The sequence below is a fragment of the Bradyrhizobium sp. LMG 9283 genome, assembly GCF_045571415.1.
Taxonomy (GTDB): Bacteria; Pseudomonadota; Alphaproteobacteria; order Rhizobiales; family Xanthobacteraceae; genus Bradyrhizobium.
In genome coordinates this window covers 1,949,213-1,964,027 of the sequence record NZ_CP120691.1, presented here as the reverse complement: position 1 = coordinate 1,964,027, position 14,815 = coordinate 1,949,213, and the positions used below count along the sequence as shown (strand labels likewise).

At 60.5% G+C, this 14,815-nt stretch carries 17 protein-coding genes; 4 read left to right on the top strand and 13 right to left on the bottom strand.

What is annotated here, in order from left to right; all coding sequences use genetic code 11:
* Positions 1 to 100: 100 nt before the first annotated feature.
* A complete protein-coding gene (locus P6U29_RS09140; protein ID WP_407117282.1) occupies positions 101 to 1,501 on the top strand; it encodes a hypothetical protein in 1,401 nt (466 codons plus the stop codon).
* A 15-nt stretch (positions 1,502 to 1,516) separates the two neighbouring features.
* The gene (locus P6U29_RS09135) at positions 1,517 to 2,185 is read left to right on the top strand and encodes a hypothetical protein (RefSeq protein WP_407117281.1); all 669 of its coding nucleotides are present in this window, start codon (positions 1,517 to 1,519) and stop codon (positions 2,183 to 2,185) included.
* A gap of 933 nt (positions 2,186 to 3,118) precedes the next feature.
* Here the strand turns inward: P6U29_RS09135 and P6U29_RS09130 are convergent.
* Positions 3,119 to 4,549 carry an undecaprenyl-phosphate glucose phosphotransferase gene (locus P6U29_RS09130; protein ID WP_407117280.1) on the bottom strand — a complete coding sequence of 477 codons (1,431 nt, stop codon included), beginning with the start codon at positions 4,547 to 4,549 and terminating at the stop codon, positions 3,119 to 3,121.
* Positions 4,550 to 5,146: 597 nt separating this feature from the next.
* Here P6U29_RS09130 and P6U29_RS09125 point away from each other — a divergent pair.
* Complete coding sequence (locus tag P6U29_RS09125) at positions 5,147 to 5,884, top strand: metallophosphoesterase family protein (protein WP_407117279.1); 738 nt, start codon at positions 5,147 to 5,149, stop codon at positions 5,882 to 5,884.
* A gap of 90 nt (positions 5,885 to 5,974) precedes the next feature.
* Here P6U29_RS09125 and P6U29_RS09120 read toward each other — a convergent pair whose 3' ends face one another.
* The 10 genes from P6U29_RS09120 to P6U29_RS09075 form a co-directional block, all read right to left on the bottom strand.
* Positions 5,975 to 6,253: a hypothetical protein gene (locus P6U29_RS09120; RefSeq protein WP_407117278.1), complete on the bottom strand. Its 279-nt coding sequence runs from the start codon at positions 6,251 to 6,253 to the stop codon at positions 5,975 to 5,977.
* A 732-nt stretch (positions 6,254 to 6,985) separates the two neighbouring features.
* Positions 6,986 to 7,693, bottom strand: a complete 708-nt coding sequence (locus tag P6U29_RS09115; RefSeq protein WP_407117277.1) for a M10 family metallopeptidase C-terminal domain-containing protein — start codon at positions 7,691 to 7,693, stop codon at positions 6,986 to 6,988.
* Between the two features lie 362 nt (positions 7,694 to 8,055).
* The gene (locus P6U29_RS09110; protein WP_407117276.1) at positions 8,056 to 8,277 is read right to left on the bottom strand and encodes a hypothetical protein; all 222 of its coding nucleotides are present in this window, start codon (positions 8,275 to 8,277) and stop codon (positions 8,056 to 8,058) included.
* Positions 8,274 to 9,269, bottom strand: coding sequence for a calcium-binding protein (locus tag P6U29_RS09105; RefSeq protein WP_407117275.1), 996 nt, complete (start codon positions 9,267 to 9,269; stop codon positions 8,274 to 8,276). Before P6U29_RS09105 ends, P6U29_RS09110 begins: the two co-directional genes overlap by 4 nt.
* Before the next feature lie 528 nt (positions 9,270 to 9,797).
* On the bottom strand, positions 9,798 to 10,112 hold the full coding sequence (locus tag P6U29_RS09100) for a hypothetical protein (protein ID WP_407117274.1): 315 nt from the start codon (positions 10,110 to 10,112) through the stop codon (positions 9,798 to 9,800).
* A 22-nt stretch (positions 10,113 to 10,134) separates the two neighbouring features.
* The gene (locus P6U29_RS09095) at positions 10,135 to 10,305 is read right to left on the bottom strand and encodes a hypothetical protein (RefSeq protein ID WP_407117273.1); all 171 of its coding nucleotides are present in this window, start codon (positions 10,303 to 10,305) and stop codon (positions 10,135 to 10,137) included.
* On the bottom strand, positions 10,305 to 10,922 hold the full coding sequence (locus P6U29_RS09090) for a DUF433 domain-containing protein (protein ID WP_407117272.1): 618 nt from the start codon (positions 10,920 to 10,922) through the stop codon (positions 10,305 to 10,307). The genes P6U29_RS09095 and P6U29_RS09090 overlap by 1 nt, the downstream gene beginning before the upstream one ends.
* On the bottom strand, positions 10,919 to 11,524 hold the full coding sequence (locus P6U29_RS09085; protein ID WP_407117271.1) for a hypothetical protein: 606 nt from the start codon (positions 11,522 to 11,524) through the stop codon (positions 10,919 to 10,921). Before P6U29_RS09085 ends, P6U29_RS09090 begins: the two co-directional genes overlap by 4 nt.
* 93 nt (positions 11,525 to 11,617) lie before the next feature.
* Positions 11,618 to 12,469, bottom strand: a complete 852-nt coding sequence (locus tag P6U29_RS09080; protein ID WP_407117270.1) for a metallophosphoesterase — start codon at positions 12,467 to 12,469, stop codon at positions 11,618 to 11,620.
* Positions 12,444 to 12,635 carry a hypothetical protein gene (locus tag P6U29_RS09075; RefSeq protein WP_407117269.1) on the bottom strand — a complete coding sequence of 64 codons (192 nt, stop codon included), beginning with the start codon at positions 12,633 to 12,635 and terminating at the stop codon, positions 12,444 to 12,446. The genes P6U29_RS09080 and P6U29_RS09075 overlap by 26 nt, the downstream gene beginning before the upstream one ends.
* 267 nt (positions 12,636 to 12,902) lie before the next feature.
* Here P6U29_RS09075 and P6U29_RS09070 point away from each other — a divergent pair, with 267 nt between their 5' ends.
* A complete protein-coding gene (locus P6U29_RS09070; RefSeq protein ID WP_245266644.1) occupies positions 12,903 to 13,157 on the top strand; it encodes a hypothetical protein in 255 nt (84 codons plus the stop codon).
* A gap of 224 nt (positions 13,158 to 13,381) precedes the next feature.
* Here the strand turns inward: P6U29_RS09070 and P6U29_RS09065 are convergent, their stop codons facing one another.
* Complete coding sequence (locus tag P6U29_RS09065) at positions 13,382 to 13,708, bottom strand: hypothetical protein (RefSeq protein ID WP_407117268.1); 327 nt, start codon at positions 13,706 to 13,708, stop codon at positions 13,382 to 13,384.
* A gap of 13 nt (positions 13,709 to 13,721) precedes the next feature.
* Entirely contained in the window at positions 13,722 to 14,645 is a 924-nt protein-coding gene (locus tag P6U29_RS09060; RefSeq protein WP_407117267.1) for a hypothetical protein, read from the bottom strand.
* Positions 14,646 to 14,815: the final 170 nt, after the last annotated feature.

The following is a 14,815-nucleotide window of genomic DNA, read 5'->3' as shown; positions in this document are numbered from 1 at the left end:
CGGAAATCGACGGCATGTGACCAGTTGGCAGGCCGCGTGTGATTATGCTTCATAGCGGCAACTATCCGGCCATCCATCACCGAGACGAAGGTGGCGTCGCATGCGCGGCTATGCGACGCGTATCAATGTCCGACTTGTGCAATGCTGCACTCCATTCCGCCTTCCACGTCTCACGGTTCTCCGATTGCTCATCGCTTCCTGGCTTCTGATCACATTGCTGGCCGCGACTCCGATCTTGGCCATCACAAGCGGTTCCTTCGTACAGCAGGTGATTTCACTTGCTAGTGCGTTAATGATGGCAATGGCAACAAGAGGTCCGGAGGCGCAAATCGCGTCGGCCGCGCAGTTGCTGAAGCAATTTCTTCTCATATTCTTGCTTCCGGTCGTCTGGATGACGTTGCAAATGTTGCCGATGTCTTCGCTTGCGAACCCGATCTGGTCGGCGACTTCGATCGCATTGAATCAGCCATCGCTGCCGGGCCGCATCAGCGTTGATACGGGCGCGACGTTGCAAAGCCTGTTCCTCTATCTGGTCGATGTGTCGCTCCTGGTGTCGACCGTCATCATCGCCAGGGATCGCCGTATGGCCGAAACGATCCTGTTCGTATTGAGCGCAGTGACGACCCTCATGTCAGTCGAGTTCCTACTCGGCCGGCTCGATTTATTCGCCGGAATCATTCCCCAGTCCGGCGCAGCTACGAATCTGTTTCCGGCAGCAGCTGCTCTTGCGATATTGACAAATGGAGCGCTCGTCGCCCGGGCACTCGAACGCCACCTGCACCAGCAGAACATCCACAATCTGGCCTCGCCCCAACTGTGGGTCGGCGTTTTCTGCGGCTTGTTAGGAATTGCCGTAGCATTCGCCGCACTTGCGGCCCTCGAACAGCACACATTGGTGGCGGTTACTGGCTGCGGATTGATGGTGCTCGTGTTCATAGCTGCTGTCCGGCGCCTGGGATTTCGGTCTTGGCCTTCGGCGCTATTGTTCTTGGTCCTTGCAGCGATCGCCAGCGCGATGGCTGTACCGCACTCTCGATCCGGAAGCTTGGGCCTCCTTGGATTCGTCAGCCTCCCCCCGGAAGCAGTTGCGCCGGCAAAGCACTTGCTCTCTGATGCACCGACGTGGGGGAATGGTCTCGGAACCTTTAGGCTGACTTCGAGAGCCTATCAGGAGTTCGGCGCCGCGCTGGCAGACCCACCTTCCACCGCCGTCTTAATGGCTGTCGAGGCGGGAAGATTGGCGAGCGCCATCCTGGTAGCCTTCGCCGCCCAGTTCTTCCTCGTTAGCCTTCGCGGCGCCGTTCGGCGAGGACGTGATTCCTTTTTCGCGGCTGCCGCGGCCGCCGGCGTTGTCGTTGTACTCTGCGAAAGCTTTCTTGACTCGAGTCTCTCAAACCCCACGATTCAAGCGATCGTGGCGGTGTTGGTCGGAGTTGGGCTTGCACAATCAGTGGGACGGACCAGTGGCGCCAACCACTCGGCGGCATCCGCGCGACCGTAACATTGGGCATCGAGAATGAGTTCATCGAGCAGATTTCGCATTCTTCTGATGGCGTCGGCCTTGACGGTCGGATCCTATGCGATCGTGTCGGCCGTAGCGGAGGTGACGGCGCTGGGACGGATAACGTTTCCCGCAGATGCGGCCGAGATTGCGGCGCGGTGGACTGCAGATGCGCCCTCATTGTTGGGAACGCGCTCGGCGTTTGGATCAGAGCTGGAGAGCAATCATGCATTGATCGCCGCGCTGCAGACAATTGAGTCCGGTCAGCAAAGGCTCACGATCCTGCGATCAATAGCGCCCGATGCTCTCGGCCGGGTCAGGCGGACGCTGTCGATCTCTCCCTACAAACCTGAACTATGGCTGGCACTGGCTCTGCTTCAAGTCCAGCGCGACCCGTACGATCCGGTCGTGGTCGAGGCCCTGAAGATGGCGTATTTTGTCGCACCAAACGACGCGCGATTGATGCCGGTGCGGATCGACATGGCGGCCCGTTTTGACGCACTCGCCCTTCCCGATGTCAAGGACCTCGTACGCAATGACGTTCGGCTTATCCTAATTCGCCGACCTGCGTCGAGATCGGCACTCGTGTCCGCTTATCGGAGGGCATCAAAACTGGGCAAGGCTTTCCTTGAGGATGCCGTTGAATCGATCGACCCGTCCTTCCTGTCGACATTGCGCGGTTGAATTCGGACAGGAAACTCCTGATGCAGTGCGGGGAGCAGTCGGCACCAAAACACGAGGCGTGGACTTCGCCCGGAACAAGCACTCGCTTCGCTGCACTCGCCCGAACCCAGCCTCACCGGTCGATCCGGGGTGATGCCGGAGTTGACCGCATCGCTCATAGGTTACAGATCTTCGATCGTTCGGGAAGATGGTTATGATTGGCGCGCCGCCGCGCGTCTTCTTTTCACGATGAATTCTCTTGCGCAATACGGGGGGCGGTTGCCGCCGCCGGCGAACTCACCTAACGCTCGCGCGATCCATAGGTCCAGCGCCAACCGTAGTGGTACGGAGTCCACAAACGACGGTCATTGTCGTAGCCGATGTTCGCGCGGATTGATGAAGGCGGGCGTGAGGTGATCGAGATAGAGTATCTGCGGGAACTCGTCGGCTGAAAGGAGCCGACTTACATTGCAAATGCGCTGTGGACCCTTTCCTTCTGAGGTTCCGACGGTTAATTTGACCCATACTCTTGCATTTCGGTGGGACTGGATGACGGTACTTGCCATATTAAGCATCTGGCTACTGCTCAACGTTTTATTCGTGCTCATCGTGGTTCCTCCCCGCGGGGCGCGATCGCGGCTCAACAGGTCAGGAACAATCCTTGCGCCCGTCCCGATCGAAAAGCATCAAGACCAGCTCGATCACAACGAACAATTCTCCTTTCGCCACGCTCTCGGATCATTCGCAACGGGAGTCTTTTTCGTTCTGATGCCCCGGCTGATCGCAATACGGGAGGCCATCATGCGGCTGTGGAACAGGGCGCGTCGGCGTAAGACCTAAAACTTGGTGATTGGCGCGACGGCTGGAGGGCTCCAAAAGGAGCTCTCGCCTCAATCCGCATCTAGCTCAGCGCCTATGAGTCCGCGCCGCGCCGCCAATGACGCCTGCGCTGACCTAATACGCCTCCTGGGAAATGACGGTAGCCGCGGTGCGCGCCATGATTTTCAGGTCGAGCCAAATGCTCCAATTCCTTACATACCAAACGTCATATTCTACCCGCTTTTCCATCAGGTCGATGGTCGGCGTTTCGCCCCGGAAACCGTTAACCTGAGCCCAGCCCGTGAGGCCCGGCTTCATGTGGTGGCGGTATACGTAGTTGCTGATGATCTCGTCATAATAGTTGTCATGGGCAAGCGCATGCGGGCGTGGTCCGACCAACGACATGTCGCCGCGCAGCACGTTCCAGAGCTGGGGCAACTCGTCAATGCTGGTCATGCGGAGGAAGCGCCCAATCCTCGTGACGCGTGCGTCCCTCTTGGTTGCCTGAGTAATCGAGTGACCATTCTCGCACACGTACATGCTGCGAAATTTCCAGATGTCGAACGGCTTGCCGTTGAAGCCGCGGCGCGACTGTCGAAAGATCACGCTCCCAGGCGAATCCAGCTTGATCAGAATGGAGACGGTGATCAGCACCGGCGCTAGGGCCACTAGCGAAAACAACGCCAGACCGACGTCGAGGCAGCGCTTCTGGAGGCGTTCAAACACGCTGAGCGGTGGTCGCTGAATCTCGATTGCCACCGTGCCGCTGACCGGCAAAAACGGACGCGATACCAGATCTGCGATCGAATTATCCGGCAACAGACGGATCGGCTGTGGTACGGCGCGCAGGTGCAGTTCGAGTTGCTGCAACGACGGCAGCTCGTTCCAGTCAACCGCCAACAGGTACTCCTCGACATCTGCTGCACGGGATTGGAGGATGACATCGCGGATTTGCCTCTCCCAGCTGGCCCCATGGCTGTTAGCGGAAAGCACGAAATGGCGAACCACGTCGAATCCGTTCTTGCGCAGGTCCTTGAAACGGCTCGAGGTGAAATCAAGCGGCTTCAGGCTGAGCAGGGCAACCTTGCGATCGACCAACCGGCCCTTGGCAAAGCTCGTGCCGAGCGCCCACTGCCACGCAAAGCGCAGGCTGAGCAATCCAACGCCGCCAACGCCGGTGAAGATAAGGAACGTGCCGCGGGACAAATTGTCCGACGATTTCAATAGGAACGCCGCGACAGCAAGGATTGTCAGTGACACCAGCCAGATGATCACCGCTTTGCGCAATTGCCAGACCAGACTGAGCAAACGGTGCGTTGCATACACACCCTGAAAATATGCGATCGCAACGAACACTGCGCTGACGATCAGTCCGGCGCCGATGGGCGCTCCGTCTCCAGATGATGGCGTAGCGAGGCTATACAGTTCCGACGCCACCGCGTAGCAGAGCAAGATCAGCAAAAGGTCGGCCGCGATGACGAGAAGCTGAAACGGCCTCTGAAGAGCCGTGCCCCGTGCGGAGGACACCGCATAGGTGCTTTCAGAACCATAAGTTGCAACAACCATTCGATCCTCTACGTGTGGAGAGTGCCTGGCGGTCATTGTGATGCTGAAGATTTGCCGCTTCCCAGACGAAGGGTGTTAAGTGATCGCAGCGACATTGTGGCGCTGCATGCAAAACTTTTGCGATGCACTGATGCGTCGCGTCGAATGGGAAGTGATAATTCGACGCGCTGAAAAATCTCGTCACAGTGCTGACATGTCGGCGACGCGCTGCCCTATTTTGAATCGAGTTCCACATCCAACACGACGCTTTAATGCTCGCGCGAGCGCGTCTTCGCTCATCTTTGAGGCGCCGATCCTGTTGCGAGACTGCGAACAGTATTTGCGGGAACTTCAATTTCTGACTACGAAGGCATCGTAGGATTTGCGTTGAGGCATGCATCTTTGCCGCGCTCTGCAGTTCAGCGATGCAATTTCCACGGACCGCTCTTCGCTGACCCGTTGCAAACAGGTAGGCAAAAAGTTCCGCCCTTCTTTTGGCGTGATCAAGCCGGAGAACGACGCTACCCTATTCACCGCACATTGTTCGCGTCACATGGGGAGTTCTCAGGTGCCGGCGACTTGGGGAAATTTTCTCGACCACCTCATCGATTGAGCGCCATGATATCTTTCGCCCGACCACGTCGGCCAATCCAAAAGCCGCACCTGCCGGAGGGAGTTCGCATCTATGCGATCTCGGATATTCACGGCTGTGCGCACTTGCTCCAGCCGATGTTGCGGGTGATCGACGCCGACGTGGCTCGCAGCCGCCCGCACTATGCGATCGAGGTTTTCATGGGCGATTACATCGATCGCGGCCCGGACACGCGCGCCACCCTCGACATCCTGGTCGAGCGTAGTCGCCGGGGCAATGCGGTCTTCCTCAAGGGTAATCACGAGGCATTTCTGGTGAGCGTGTTAGAAGACCCTTCACTGTTCGCGGACTGGATTGCCGTCGGGGGGACCCAGACATTGATGTCTTACGGGCTCGCCCCGCCGGACTTGAGGCGCGACGAGCCGACATCGATCTTACGCGATTTGATTCGCGCAATGCCGACTGAGCATCTGGAATTCCTGGACAATCTGCGGCTGAGCTTTACGTGCGGGGATTTCTTCTTTGTGCATGCGGGCGTTCGACCGGGCGTGGCGTTATCCGAACAGCAGGAGAACGATCTTTTGTGGATTCGCGAGGAGTTCCTGGAGAGCGAAAAGCATTTCGGCAAATATATCGTGCACGGTCACACGCCGGTGCGGAACGCCGATGTGCGAAATAACCGCGCCAACATCGATACCGGCGCCTATGCGACCGGCAATCTCACCCTGATGAGCATCCAGGGAAGCCGCATGCTCGCGGTGTGACATAGTGGCAACCGCTTGCCATGTGCCTGCCAAAGCCCTTCCGCGACGAGGGTCAAATGGGCCTCGGCGCCCAGACGTGAAGCGCCTCGCCTAATTGAGCAAGCAGGGCTTCTGCAGCCGGGCACGCGTCTCGGCCATCCAATCGTTCCAGGCCCGCTCATGCTTGACGTAGAGCTCCAGCCAACGCGCGCCGTGCTCGTTCTGGTGCAGACGACGCTCCTGGTCCGGCAAACCGGCGCGCAATCGCGCATCCGGATTGTCCAGCGTTTCGAACTCGACCGTCTCCGAAATCGTTAGGCCGACGAGAACACGCTGTCCCGCGCCATCCACGATGTATCGCCGCGGAGCGTCCTTCTTGGGTTCACTCATCTCGTCATGCCCCCATCCGTTTCAGTGAAACCCCGAGTGCCCCCGGCGAGCCGGACGGTGCCTAAAAGGCTCGACGGGCATGGCCGAATGTTGAGGTGCGAGTCGAAGTCTCACCGGAGCTTGCAGCCCTTCGCTGGACGCGCCAAGCACGGAGCGCGTATCCCAAGATGAGGCCAGCGCCAAAAATGGAAGCTGAGACAAATGCAGAAGCCATGGAGGGTCGTCCCGGATAGTCCGGGGACACATCAAGACCGAGCAGTGTGTCGACATCATGATTCTCGATGGCTCTCGGCGCCGAAAGATTGTTCACGTCCTCGACCTCTTGTGTGCAAGGCGATGCCGTGTCCGATCACCCCCCTCTCATTTCGGCCGGCAACGATCACTCTCTATATAAAGATGCTTTTGCGAGCTTGCGGGCCCGAGCCTTTGATCGTCGAGCAGGAGCGCGTCGCGCAGACCCCGCCTCCCGCAACGGGGAATTCGGGCCGATCGGTCGACTGATGCCCTTGCAACCGTCCGGGAGCCGTCGCATTATTTCGCATCGCATTTAGAGGGATTCAATCCAATGAACTTCCGCGTGCTTATTCCATCCATTGCCCTGTCTGCTCTTGGCCTCACCTTGACCGCATCCGTGGCGCCAGCCGCCGAGCTCGCGCTTGGTCCGGCGCATTATCGGGCGGCTTCCGTCCAAGGCGGACTTGTGCTGTGGGATGATGTCTACCCACCCGCGATCTATGGTCCCCAGCTTCGCCCGATCGAGGAAGTCGCGGCCATGAAAGCGCAGGCACGGCCCGTGTCCCAGCGCTGGTGGGGATACTGGTACGTCCGGTAAATTCGAGAGCGCTTGGCTGAGGCCGAGCCAGGCTGGACTAACGACTGCCGCCACACCGGGTAACCGGATGGTGGCGGTCTTTGTTTTGAGGCGCGCCGCATACGTCCCGGGGCCATCTGGCCCCGAAGCTGACGCCTTCTCCAAAGCCTAGGTGATGAGGAAGTTGCCATTGTGTAGCGTGCCAGTGGCGTTTTGCAGGCTAACGTCCATATCACTGGCTCCGTCGCCGTCGATATCGATCTGGAGGTAGTCGTTGCCAGGCCCAAAACACTGCAGATGGCCGAAGCCTGGTTCGCGCCGAGGAGCGCCGCACTGTCCACATACTCGATGTGACCGCCGGCGATGCTGGCACCTGAGAAGGAAAAGCTATCGTTGTCCGCATCGAAATTGTGAATGGTATCGGCAGCACCGGTGGCGGAATCTGCGATGCTGGCGAAACGGAAGTTGTCGTGGCCTGCGCCGGCGAAGATTTCATCCGCGCCCGCGCCGGCAGTGATCGTCGTGTTGCCGGACGTATTGCCGATCGTGATCCTGTCGAAATTCGCGCCAGCATTGATGTTTTCGACATTGCTTACCGTGATGTCGTAGACGTTCGCGTTGAAGTTCAAGGTGTCGTTGCCGTCGCCGAGATCGGTCGCGTTCGCCGGGACTGCCGTTCAACGTCAGAGTATCGTTCGACGAGCTCCCGTTGAGCAGATTCACGTTCCAGAGATTGTCGAACGAATTGCTGCCTGCGGCGAGGTTCAGCACGTTGGCTGTACCCTCGCCGAGATTGACCGTGACGCCGGATACGGTGTTCAGGAGTGTGACCGTGTCGTCCGATGGGTTGAGGTTGCCGGTGAAATCACTGCCATTGAGGTTTCGACGCCAACGATGCTGAGCGAATTCACGCCATGGCGAGAGAGACCAGATCGCTGCCACCGCCCATGTCGATGGCGACGCGTCGACATTGTCCATCAAGCTCAAAGAATTATCGCCTGCATTGCCATTGATGTGCTCGACACCGACCGCGGCAAATGCAGCGAAGTTTCGCGTTAAGGACGATCGTGTCCTCGCCATTACCGAGGTCGATCGCGACCCCGTCCGCAGCAGAGATCGCGCCGGTCACACTCAGAGTGTCATCACGCGCGGTTCCGTTGGCGTTGACATCGAAGATGTTCACGAACGAGTTCGCGCCGGCGGCGAGATTCATCGTGTTGTCGCCGTTGCCGAGGCTGATCTCCAGCCAGTGATCGTCGTCGACAAGTTGAGCACGTCATTGACGCCAGGCGTCGCACAGAAATCGGATCCGGCGATCCCCTCGACGTCCACGAGGCTCAGCGTGTTGGTGCCGCCCACGAAGCTGAGATGGTCATTGCCGCTGCCGAGGTTTACGACCAATCCGTCAGCGTTGTTCGTCAGGTTGACGAATTCGTCGCTATTGCTGCCAACCAGGTTCTCGACGCCGGCAAGATTGAGCGTGTAACTATTGCCGAAGACGCTGCCGTTGAGCAAGACAGTATCCGCTACCCGGCCCCCCAGATTGATCTGATGGCCGAAGATGTTGCTCCCGATACAGAGATAATCGTCACCGGCCGTTCCGATGACGGACGCACTGCCGGAGATCTGCTGTTGCGTCGAGAAATCAATCAGACTGCCCGAAGCCCCCGACGACAGCAGCACGATTGCGTCGCTGAACTGTGGCACTTCGACATTGGTCAGGCTGTCGATGCCGTCTCGGCCCGCCGTATTGTCTTGAACGACAATCGGTCCAAGCGTCGTGACGGTGTACTGCGATTGGGTCCCGGTGAAGATCACCATGTCGGTGCCGGCGCCGCCGTCGATCGTATCGTTGCCGCCCTGGCCGGTGATGCCGTCATTGCCGCCTCCGGCACTGATCGCGTCGGCGCCGCCACTGCCGAAGAAGTACTCGTCATTTGAGCTGCCGACCAGCGTGTCGGCCAGATTGGAACCCTGGACGCTGTTGACGCCACCCGTGATGACGTCGGCGCCTGCGGCTCCGCTCACCGCTCCCGTCGAGAGATCGACGGAAACGCTTCCGCTTGCCTGGGAATATGAGATGCGCGTATTGCCGTTGCCGGTGATGGGGTCGTTGCCGAGAAGGCTTTCGAAATTGAAGGTACCGAACAATCCGACGAATGTCGCCGCATTGAAAGTGTCAGCCTGGTTGCTGCCGGTCGCCAACCTGCATTGGTCCTCAACCGTGAGGAACGTCTGAAAGCGATCTTCTCGAAGACGGAGCTCATCGGCAGTCGGAGCTCGTTCCTCTTGTTTCTCAACTAGCGTGAAAGGTCGATCTGTAGAACCGCGCAGCGTGGCGACAAGGTGGTTTCAAGACGTGTGCGCTGATCTCAGTTGGCAGGGCACTCTTTGAGATATTACAACGAACAGGACTCTACGCAGGTCAACGCAAGAGCCCTTTGTCCGCGACACATCACGGGCACTCAGTGTTACCATCAGTCCCACTCGCGATGTTGATCTGGAGCCAGCCGGTCCCGCGTCAAGCACCGCGTTTGGCCACCGCGCGCCACCACAAAGCCCCAAGCAGTATAATCGTCCGATCGTTGCCGGCGCTGTCCTTGGAGGCCACGCGGGGGGCCAAGTATCGGTGCCTGCCGCGACCGTCACGGCCAAGCATTCTCCAGTGCTCGGAATCTCTGCCGTTAGCCTGCTCCGAATCGGGCTTGAGACGATCGAGATCGTCCTCAACGATCACGGTGCGATCGCCCGCCTTCCGCTGCAGTGCCTCGCCAGCAAGCGGCGGAACGTCTGTCCCCTTCCTCGAGGCGGAATATAAGTTGTTGAAATTTGCTTCGCTGCGCGCGTCTGTTTCGGGAGAGGCAGGAGATTGCCGCGCGCGGCGACGATTTGCGCGACGTCCGCAACCTGCTGCCAGAGGACGGCATCCGTGCCGTCCCGCACAATGTCGCGATAAACGCCGCTCGTACTCCCCTCGTGAGCCCCATTGTCGCCGAAGATAATCTCGTCGAGCAGTTCGCCGTTGCGTGTAATTGTGACGCGGATCATGACTCTCTGCTCATGACGTCCATCAAAATCCGTCCTCGCAGATCGCCCGCGACCGATAGCCGTCGATCCACAGGATAGGTCCGGCCGGCTCGCGAATGGCGCTCCTGCGGTCCGGGTTGAAGATGGTGACGTGGTGGTGGCGCACGTGCAGGATAGTCGCCCGGTCGCCCTTGATCAGGACCAAGGATCGCATCATCTTCGTTCCACCCATGGCGCATCGCGCTCGAGCAGACGGCAAGCCTGTTGCAGAGCGGTCTCGATCTCGTACCGAGAGAGCGACGGGTGCTCCAGGCGCGCGATGTCGTCGGCCGATGTGCTACCCAGTTTGGCGAAAACCGGCCCTGGCGGTATGCGTGTGCCCCGGAACACCGGACTGCCGCTCATCACGCCGGGATATCGCACGATGACGGGCTCGTCTGCCGAGAGGCCGCCTGCGATGGTGTCAATGATGGCGATCCGAGCGAGGAACTCGAGGCTGGATTCGCCCACCCTCCTCTGGGCGCCCCTGATCCGTCGCATCATTCCCGGCGTGACGAGATGAACGCCGCATCCAACAATATCGGCAATCATCGCCTTGGCGGTGAACATCTCGGCGGGATCCCCCCGGAGGACGAGCAGCAATTCGCCATCACAGACCTGTGCATCCAGCAATCTCATGATGTTACCTTCGGCATTTCGTTGCAGAAGCGTCGTCCTCATGATCGGCTTGCGGACGTGCTCGTCACAGTCGGCCAGAGTGGCGGCCGCGCTCCTCGAGACCGCGTGCTCGACGGCATCCGACAAATCGCATGCCTCGTCGTCGGAGCTCATGCGTGGTTCGCTTGCGCGCAGAGTCGGACAAGTGTTGTCGGGCTCAGTGGCTGGGCGAAGAGATCGAGACAGACGAGATTGGCGCAGGCGAGCGCCATCACCGCTGGCGCGGGATCGGTCTCGCCGGCCAAGGACTTGAGCAACTGGCCGAGCGGCATCGGCCCCTCGTCGAGCAGGACTTGCAGGATGCGCAGGCGCAGCCCGATCGGAACAGGCACGTCTTGGTGGGCCCAGACCAGGTTCGCATTTGCACGGCGCGGCTCGCGCCCGATCTCTTCGGCTGTGAGCTCAAGCTGGTTGAGATTGAGCTCATCCAGCGCGATCAGAACGAGGCCTGCCTCATCGATATCCCGGATCCGCCGCGCCGGGACGACATCCAGGACATAGCGTCCGTCCTCATGCTGGATGATGATCGCATCGAGCTCGACCCGCGCGGAGGCGACGTGGGCTGAGGCGAGGTAATCGATAGACCGCACCCGCGGATCTAGCGTGGCATGGATCAGCGCATCGCGGAGCGCTGGATGTTGCAGCGGGATCGGGGTCGCGGTCTTGGCGGAGACGAACCAAGCGGGGAGACCCTGGACCTCTTTTTTGTCGCACATTGCTTGAACTTTCACTCAAATCAAGGAGAGGACGTAAGCGCGTTCGCCTGCGTCCGGTTTTCGTCGATCTCCGTCATGTCCCGCCGCTCCCCTTCAGATCTCGATGATGAGATTCGGATCGAAGTTCCGGTTGTCCCAGGCATGCTGCTGGGGCGGCCACGGTCCATAGCCCTTCGCGTTCGACACCACGCGCGTTGCACCGATCATGGTGTCCTCGGATTCGTGGGTGTGGCCGTAGATCCAGAGATCGGCGGGCTTGAGCGCGCCGCGCCCGTCATTCGCCGCCGGTCGCATCAGGGCCGTCAGGTCGCTCCGGTAAGCAGCGCTGAGGATCTCGTCCGGCCCTAAGGGGTCGGAGGGCGCCAAAGCAGCGCCGGCATGCGGGGCGTGATGGGAGATCACCACCAGCTTACCCGAACGCGGCTTGCGCATCTCCAATTCGAAAAACGAACGGGCCTGCAGGTGCCGAGCCAGCGCGTAACTCGGGCGGAAGCGCTTGGCATGGCGGCCAATCCTGATCTTGCGGAAGTCGTTCATGCGCTCGGCCGCGACTCCCATGGCGCGATGCGGATCGCCGAACAGATCGAAGTCCGTCCAGGTGGTTGCGCCAGCGAAGGTCACGTCGCCGATCCGAATGCAGTCATGCTGAAGCAGATGGACGTTCGTACCCGCGGCGGTCGCTCTGGCCTTCTCGACCGTCCGGTCGATATCGGTGCCGTAAAATTCGTGATTGCCGCCAACGTACAGCACCGGCCGATCCGGTACCCGCTCGAGCAGCCACGTCACACCCCGTTCCATGCGCGGGATCAGATCGCCGGCGATCACCAGGACGTCGAACTGCGGCCGGGCGTCGCCCGCCGGCAGGTCCCAGCCGCGCGTCAATTCCACATGCAAATCCGACAATACCCACAAGCGCACGTCAGTCCTCACTATTGTCGTCGTCATCGAGAGGCTCGGACTGAAGCAGCGCCGCCACGAGCTCCTCCGGCAGTTCATCGATGGCTAGCGCGAACACGACATCCGGCGATTGGCAGAGCGGGCATTCATGACGGTGCGATTCATAATCGCACTCGCCCTTGCGGCCGCAGGTTGCACACCGGAATCGAGCCATCCCTATCGCATCCCACATTGCGATCACCGAGCCGGTCCAACAGATCAGGAACAGCCAACTCGCCCCCATCGACTTCCTCACGCGTCATTAGGAGCCTCGCGACATTCCAAGGCCCGGGAACAGACCATAAACATATACCTATGTCAACGTCCATCTGTATAAAAATGTACATATATGCATAGCGAGCTGCAATGTTCCTATGCCCCCTGCTGCCTATGGCCATTTGGCCGAACTCCGCCTAGAATCCACGCTCAAGGATTCGTCAACATGCGAATCCTTGAGCCCCTCACCCCCGGAGAACTCATGGCTGACGCAGGAAAATCCGCAAAGCAAAGCAAAGCGAAGGCACCGACCGGGCAGCAAAAACGGAATTTCTTCGCGACGATGTCCGGCGAGGTGATCAAGGCGATCAAGCGAGCCGCCCTTGAGGACGACACGACGGCGTCGGAGATCCTGGAGGAAGCCGCCAGAGACTGGCTCGAACGGCGAAAGCACAAGGCTCCGAAGCGCGAGACCGGTTAGTCGATAGCCACGCCGTCATCGATATCACCAGCCCACGGGTCTTACACGAAGCGAGTTCAACCGCTCGGCCACGCCAGCGGTGTGTCCGCGCCCGATTTCGCGGCATGGCGCCAGTGACGGCCGGCCGGATTCGCATCAAATTGGCCTTGAGGTGAGAGCCAGGCTGAAGCTTCATGCTCTGCGCTCCTCGCCGGTTCGTAGCTCAGCGAACGCGCGCAGCGCCTTCAGCACGGCCCGCTCGGCCAGGCAGCGCCGCCGCGGGAGGCCGAGTGACTTAGGTAGAACTCGGACCAGGAGCGACACAATTGATCTGCGCGGTGCGGATCATGCTCGGCGCGATCGATGACATGGGCGAGCACGAGCGCGCATCTGGGATCGGCGTCGAGCGCGATGGACAGCACCGCGCTCATCGCGATGTCGGTCTTGTCGTCGCCCAGCTGCGGGATCGGCATCAATGACAGCACCAACGCGATCGCGGCATAGCGGGCGGAGAGATTGGCGTTCGCGTCTTGCGCGGGCTGGTGCCCCCGCATCCACGTGGGATTGGACATTTTGCAGGGCCTCCTACTCCGCGCGCGGCTCGGGGCTGCGCGGGCGCACCCACTTGGTGGCGGCGACATGCGCCCCAGTGATAAGCTTGGCCGCCACCGCAGCGGAGAAGAAGGTCCACCCCACCCGAAAGCGCAGGCGATCTTGGACGCCGGCAATCGGCACCAGGACGCCCTTGGCGCGAAGTTCGGCGCGGAGATCCCTGATGTTTTGCCGGAGGCTTGCGTTCAGGATGTTGCGCACCTCGGAGCCCGCCGAGACCACGAACCCCTCGTCGTCGTGATGGCCCCGGGCCCAGATTCCGCAATAGTCCAGTTCGAGCTCGCCTTCGGGCGGGGACGCCATCGGCAAGTCGGTCGCGGCGGCCTCGTCCGCGTTCTGGCTGCCCTTGATCTCGGCATCCGCGGGCAACCGTCTTACGCGGTTGGCGTTGAATATCCTGCAGCCGGCGTCGAACAGCAGGCGCCGGCCCTCAGTCACAAGCCGCTCCAATGTTGCTGTGTGTTCGACCGGCCAAGGCAGAACCCGCGGCGGGGCGGTGTTGGCCAAGGTGACCAGACCGGCCTCTTGGGCGAGCGCGGTCAGGCGGTGATCCAGGTAGAGCCGCGCCGACCAGGCCAGCGTGTGCGGCTCCTGCTCGTGGAGCAGGTAGGCCTCTGCGGCGAAGGCTTTGGCAGGATCTGCGGCGTGCTCGGCGACGCACCGGGCCGCGCGGTTGCTCTCGCCGATATAGGCTTCGCCGTGCCCTGCGATCACGTAGCACGCGGACCACAGATCGCAGCTCGCCGCCAAGTCCTTGGCCATCGCGATCGGAAAGGCGGTGACGGCCAGCCGGCCGGCGGGATCGCGGACCTGACGATAGCCCTCGATCCCGCCGCGGGGGCGATAGATCGTATGGGTGCAGGGCTGCACGGGAATGGTCTCACTGGGCAACTTCATGGATCGATGTCTCTGTTCTCTTCAGAGATCGCGAAGCCGACATCGGACCGGCTGATGCGCACCAAACGCCCGGCGCAGATCGCAGAGCTCAGGCCGTCATCACGGCTTGCGTGGCCAGTTCCGCAAAATCGCGGACGCCAGGATGGCGTCCCCATTCGGCGGGATCGCCA

What these genes read in the sequence shown, in the direction of transcription:
- P6U29_RS09140 (WP_407117282.1), top strand. Translation starts at nt 101, where the DNA reads ATGCGCGGCTATGCGACGCGTATCAATGTCCGACTTGTGCAATGCTGC.
- P6U29_RS09135 (WP_407117281.1), top strand. Translation starts at nt 1,517, where the DNA reads ATGAGTTCATCGAGCAGATTTCGCATTCTTCTGATGGCGTCGGCCTTG.
- P6U29_RS09130 (WP_407117280.1), bottom strand. Translation starts at nt 4,549, where the DNA reads ATGGTTGTTGCAACTTATGGTTCTGAAAGCACCTATGCGGTGTCCTCC.
- P6U29_RS09125 (WP_407117279.1), top strand. Translation starts at nt 5,147, where the DNA reads ATGATATCTTTCGCCCGACCACGTCGGCCAATCCAAAAGCCGCACCTG.
- P6U29_RS09120 (WP_407117278.1), bottom strand. Translation starts at nt 6,253, where the DNA reads ATGAGTGAACCCAAGAAGGACGCTCCGCGGCGATACATCGTGGATGGC.
- P6U29_RS09110 (WP_407117276.1), bottom strand. Translation starts at nt 8,277, where the DNA reads ATGAATCTCGCCGCCGGCGCGAACTCGTTCGTGAACATCTTCGATGTC.
- P6U29_RS09100 (WP_407117274.1), bottom strand. Translation starts at nt 10,112, where the DNA reads ATGATCCGCGTCACAATTACACGCAACGGCGAACTGCTCGACGAGATT.
- P6U29_RS09095 (WP_407117273.1), bottom strand. Translation starts at nt 10,305, where the DNA reads ATGCGATCCTTGGTCCTGATCAAGGGCGACCGGGCGACTATCCTGCAC.
- P6U29_RS09090 (WP_407117272.1), bottom strand. Translation starts at nt 10,922, where the DNA reads ATGAGCTCCGACGACGAGGCATGCGATTTGTCGGATGCCGTCGAGCAC.
- P6U29_RS09085 (WP_407117271.1), bottom strand. Translation starts at nt 11,524, where the DNA reads ATGTGCGACAAAAAAGAGGTCCAGGGTCTCCCCGCTTGGTTCGTCTCC.
- P6U29_RS09080 (WP_407117270.1), bottom strand. Translation starts at nt 12,469, where the DNA reads ATGACGACGACAATAGTGAGGACTGACGTGCGCTTGTGGGTATTGTCG.
- P6U29_RS09075 (WP_407117269.1), bottom strand. Translation starts at nt 12,635, where the DNA reads ATGGCTCGATTCCGGTGTGCAACCTGCGGCCGCAAGGGCGAGTGCGAT.
- P6U29_RS09070 (WP_245266644.1), top strand. Translation starts at nt 12,903, where the DNA reads ATGCGAATCCTTGAGCCCCTCACCCCCGGAGAACTCATGGCTGACGCA.
- P6U29_RS09065 (WP_407117268.1), bottom strand. Translation starts at nt 13,708, where the DNA reads ATGTCCAATCCCACGTGGATGCGGGGGCACCAGCCCGCGCAAGACGCG.
- P6U29_RS09060 (WP_407117267.1), bottom strand. Translation starts at nt 14,645, where the DNA reads ATGAAGTTGCCCAGTGAGACCATTCCCGTGCAGCCCTGCACCCATACG.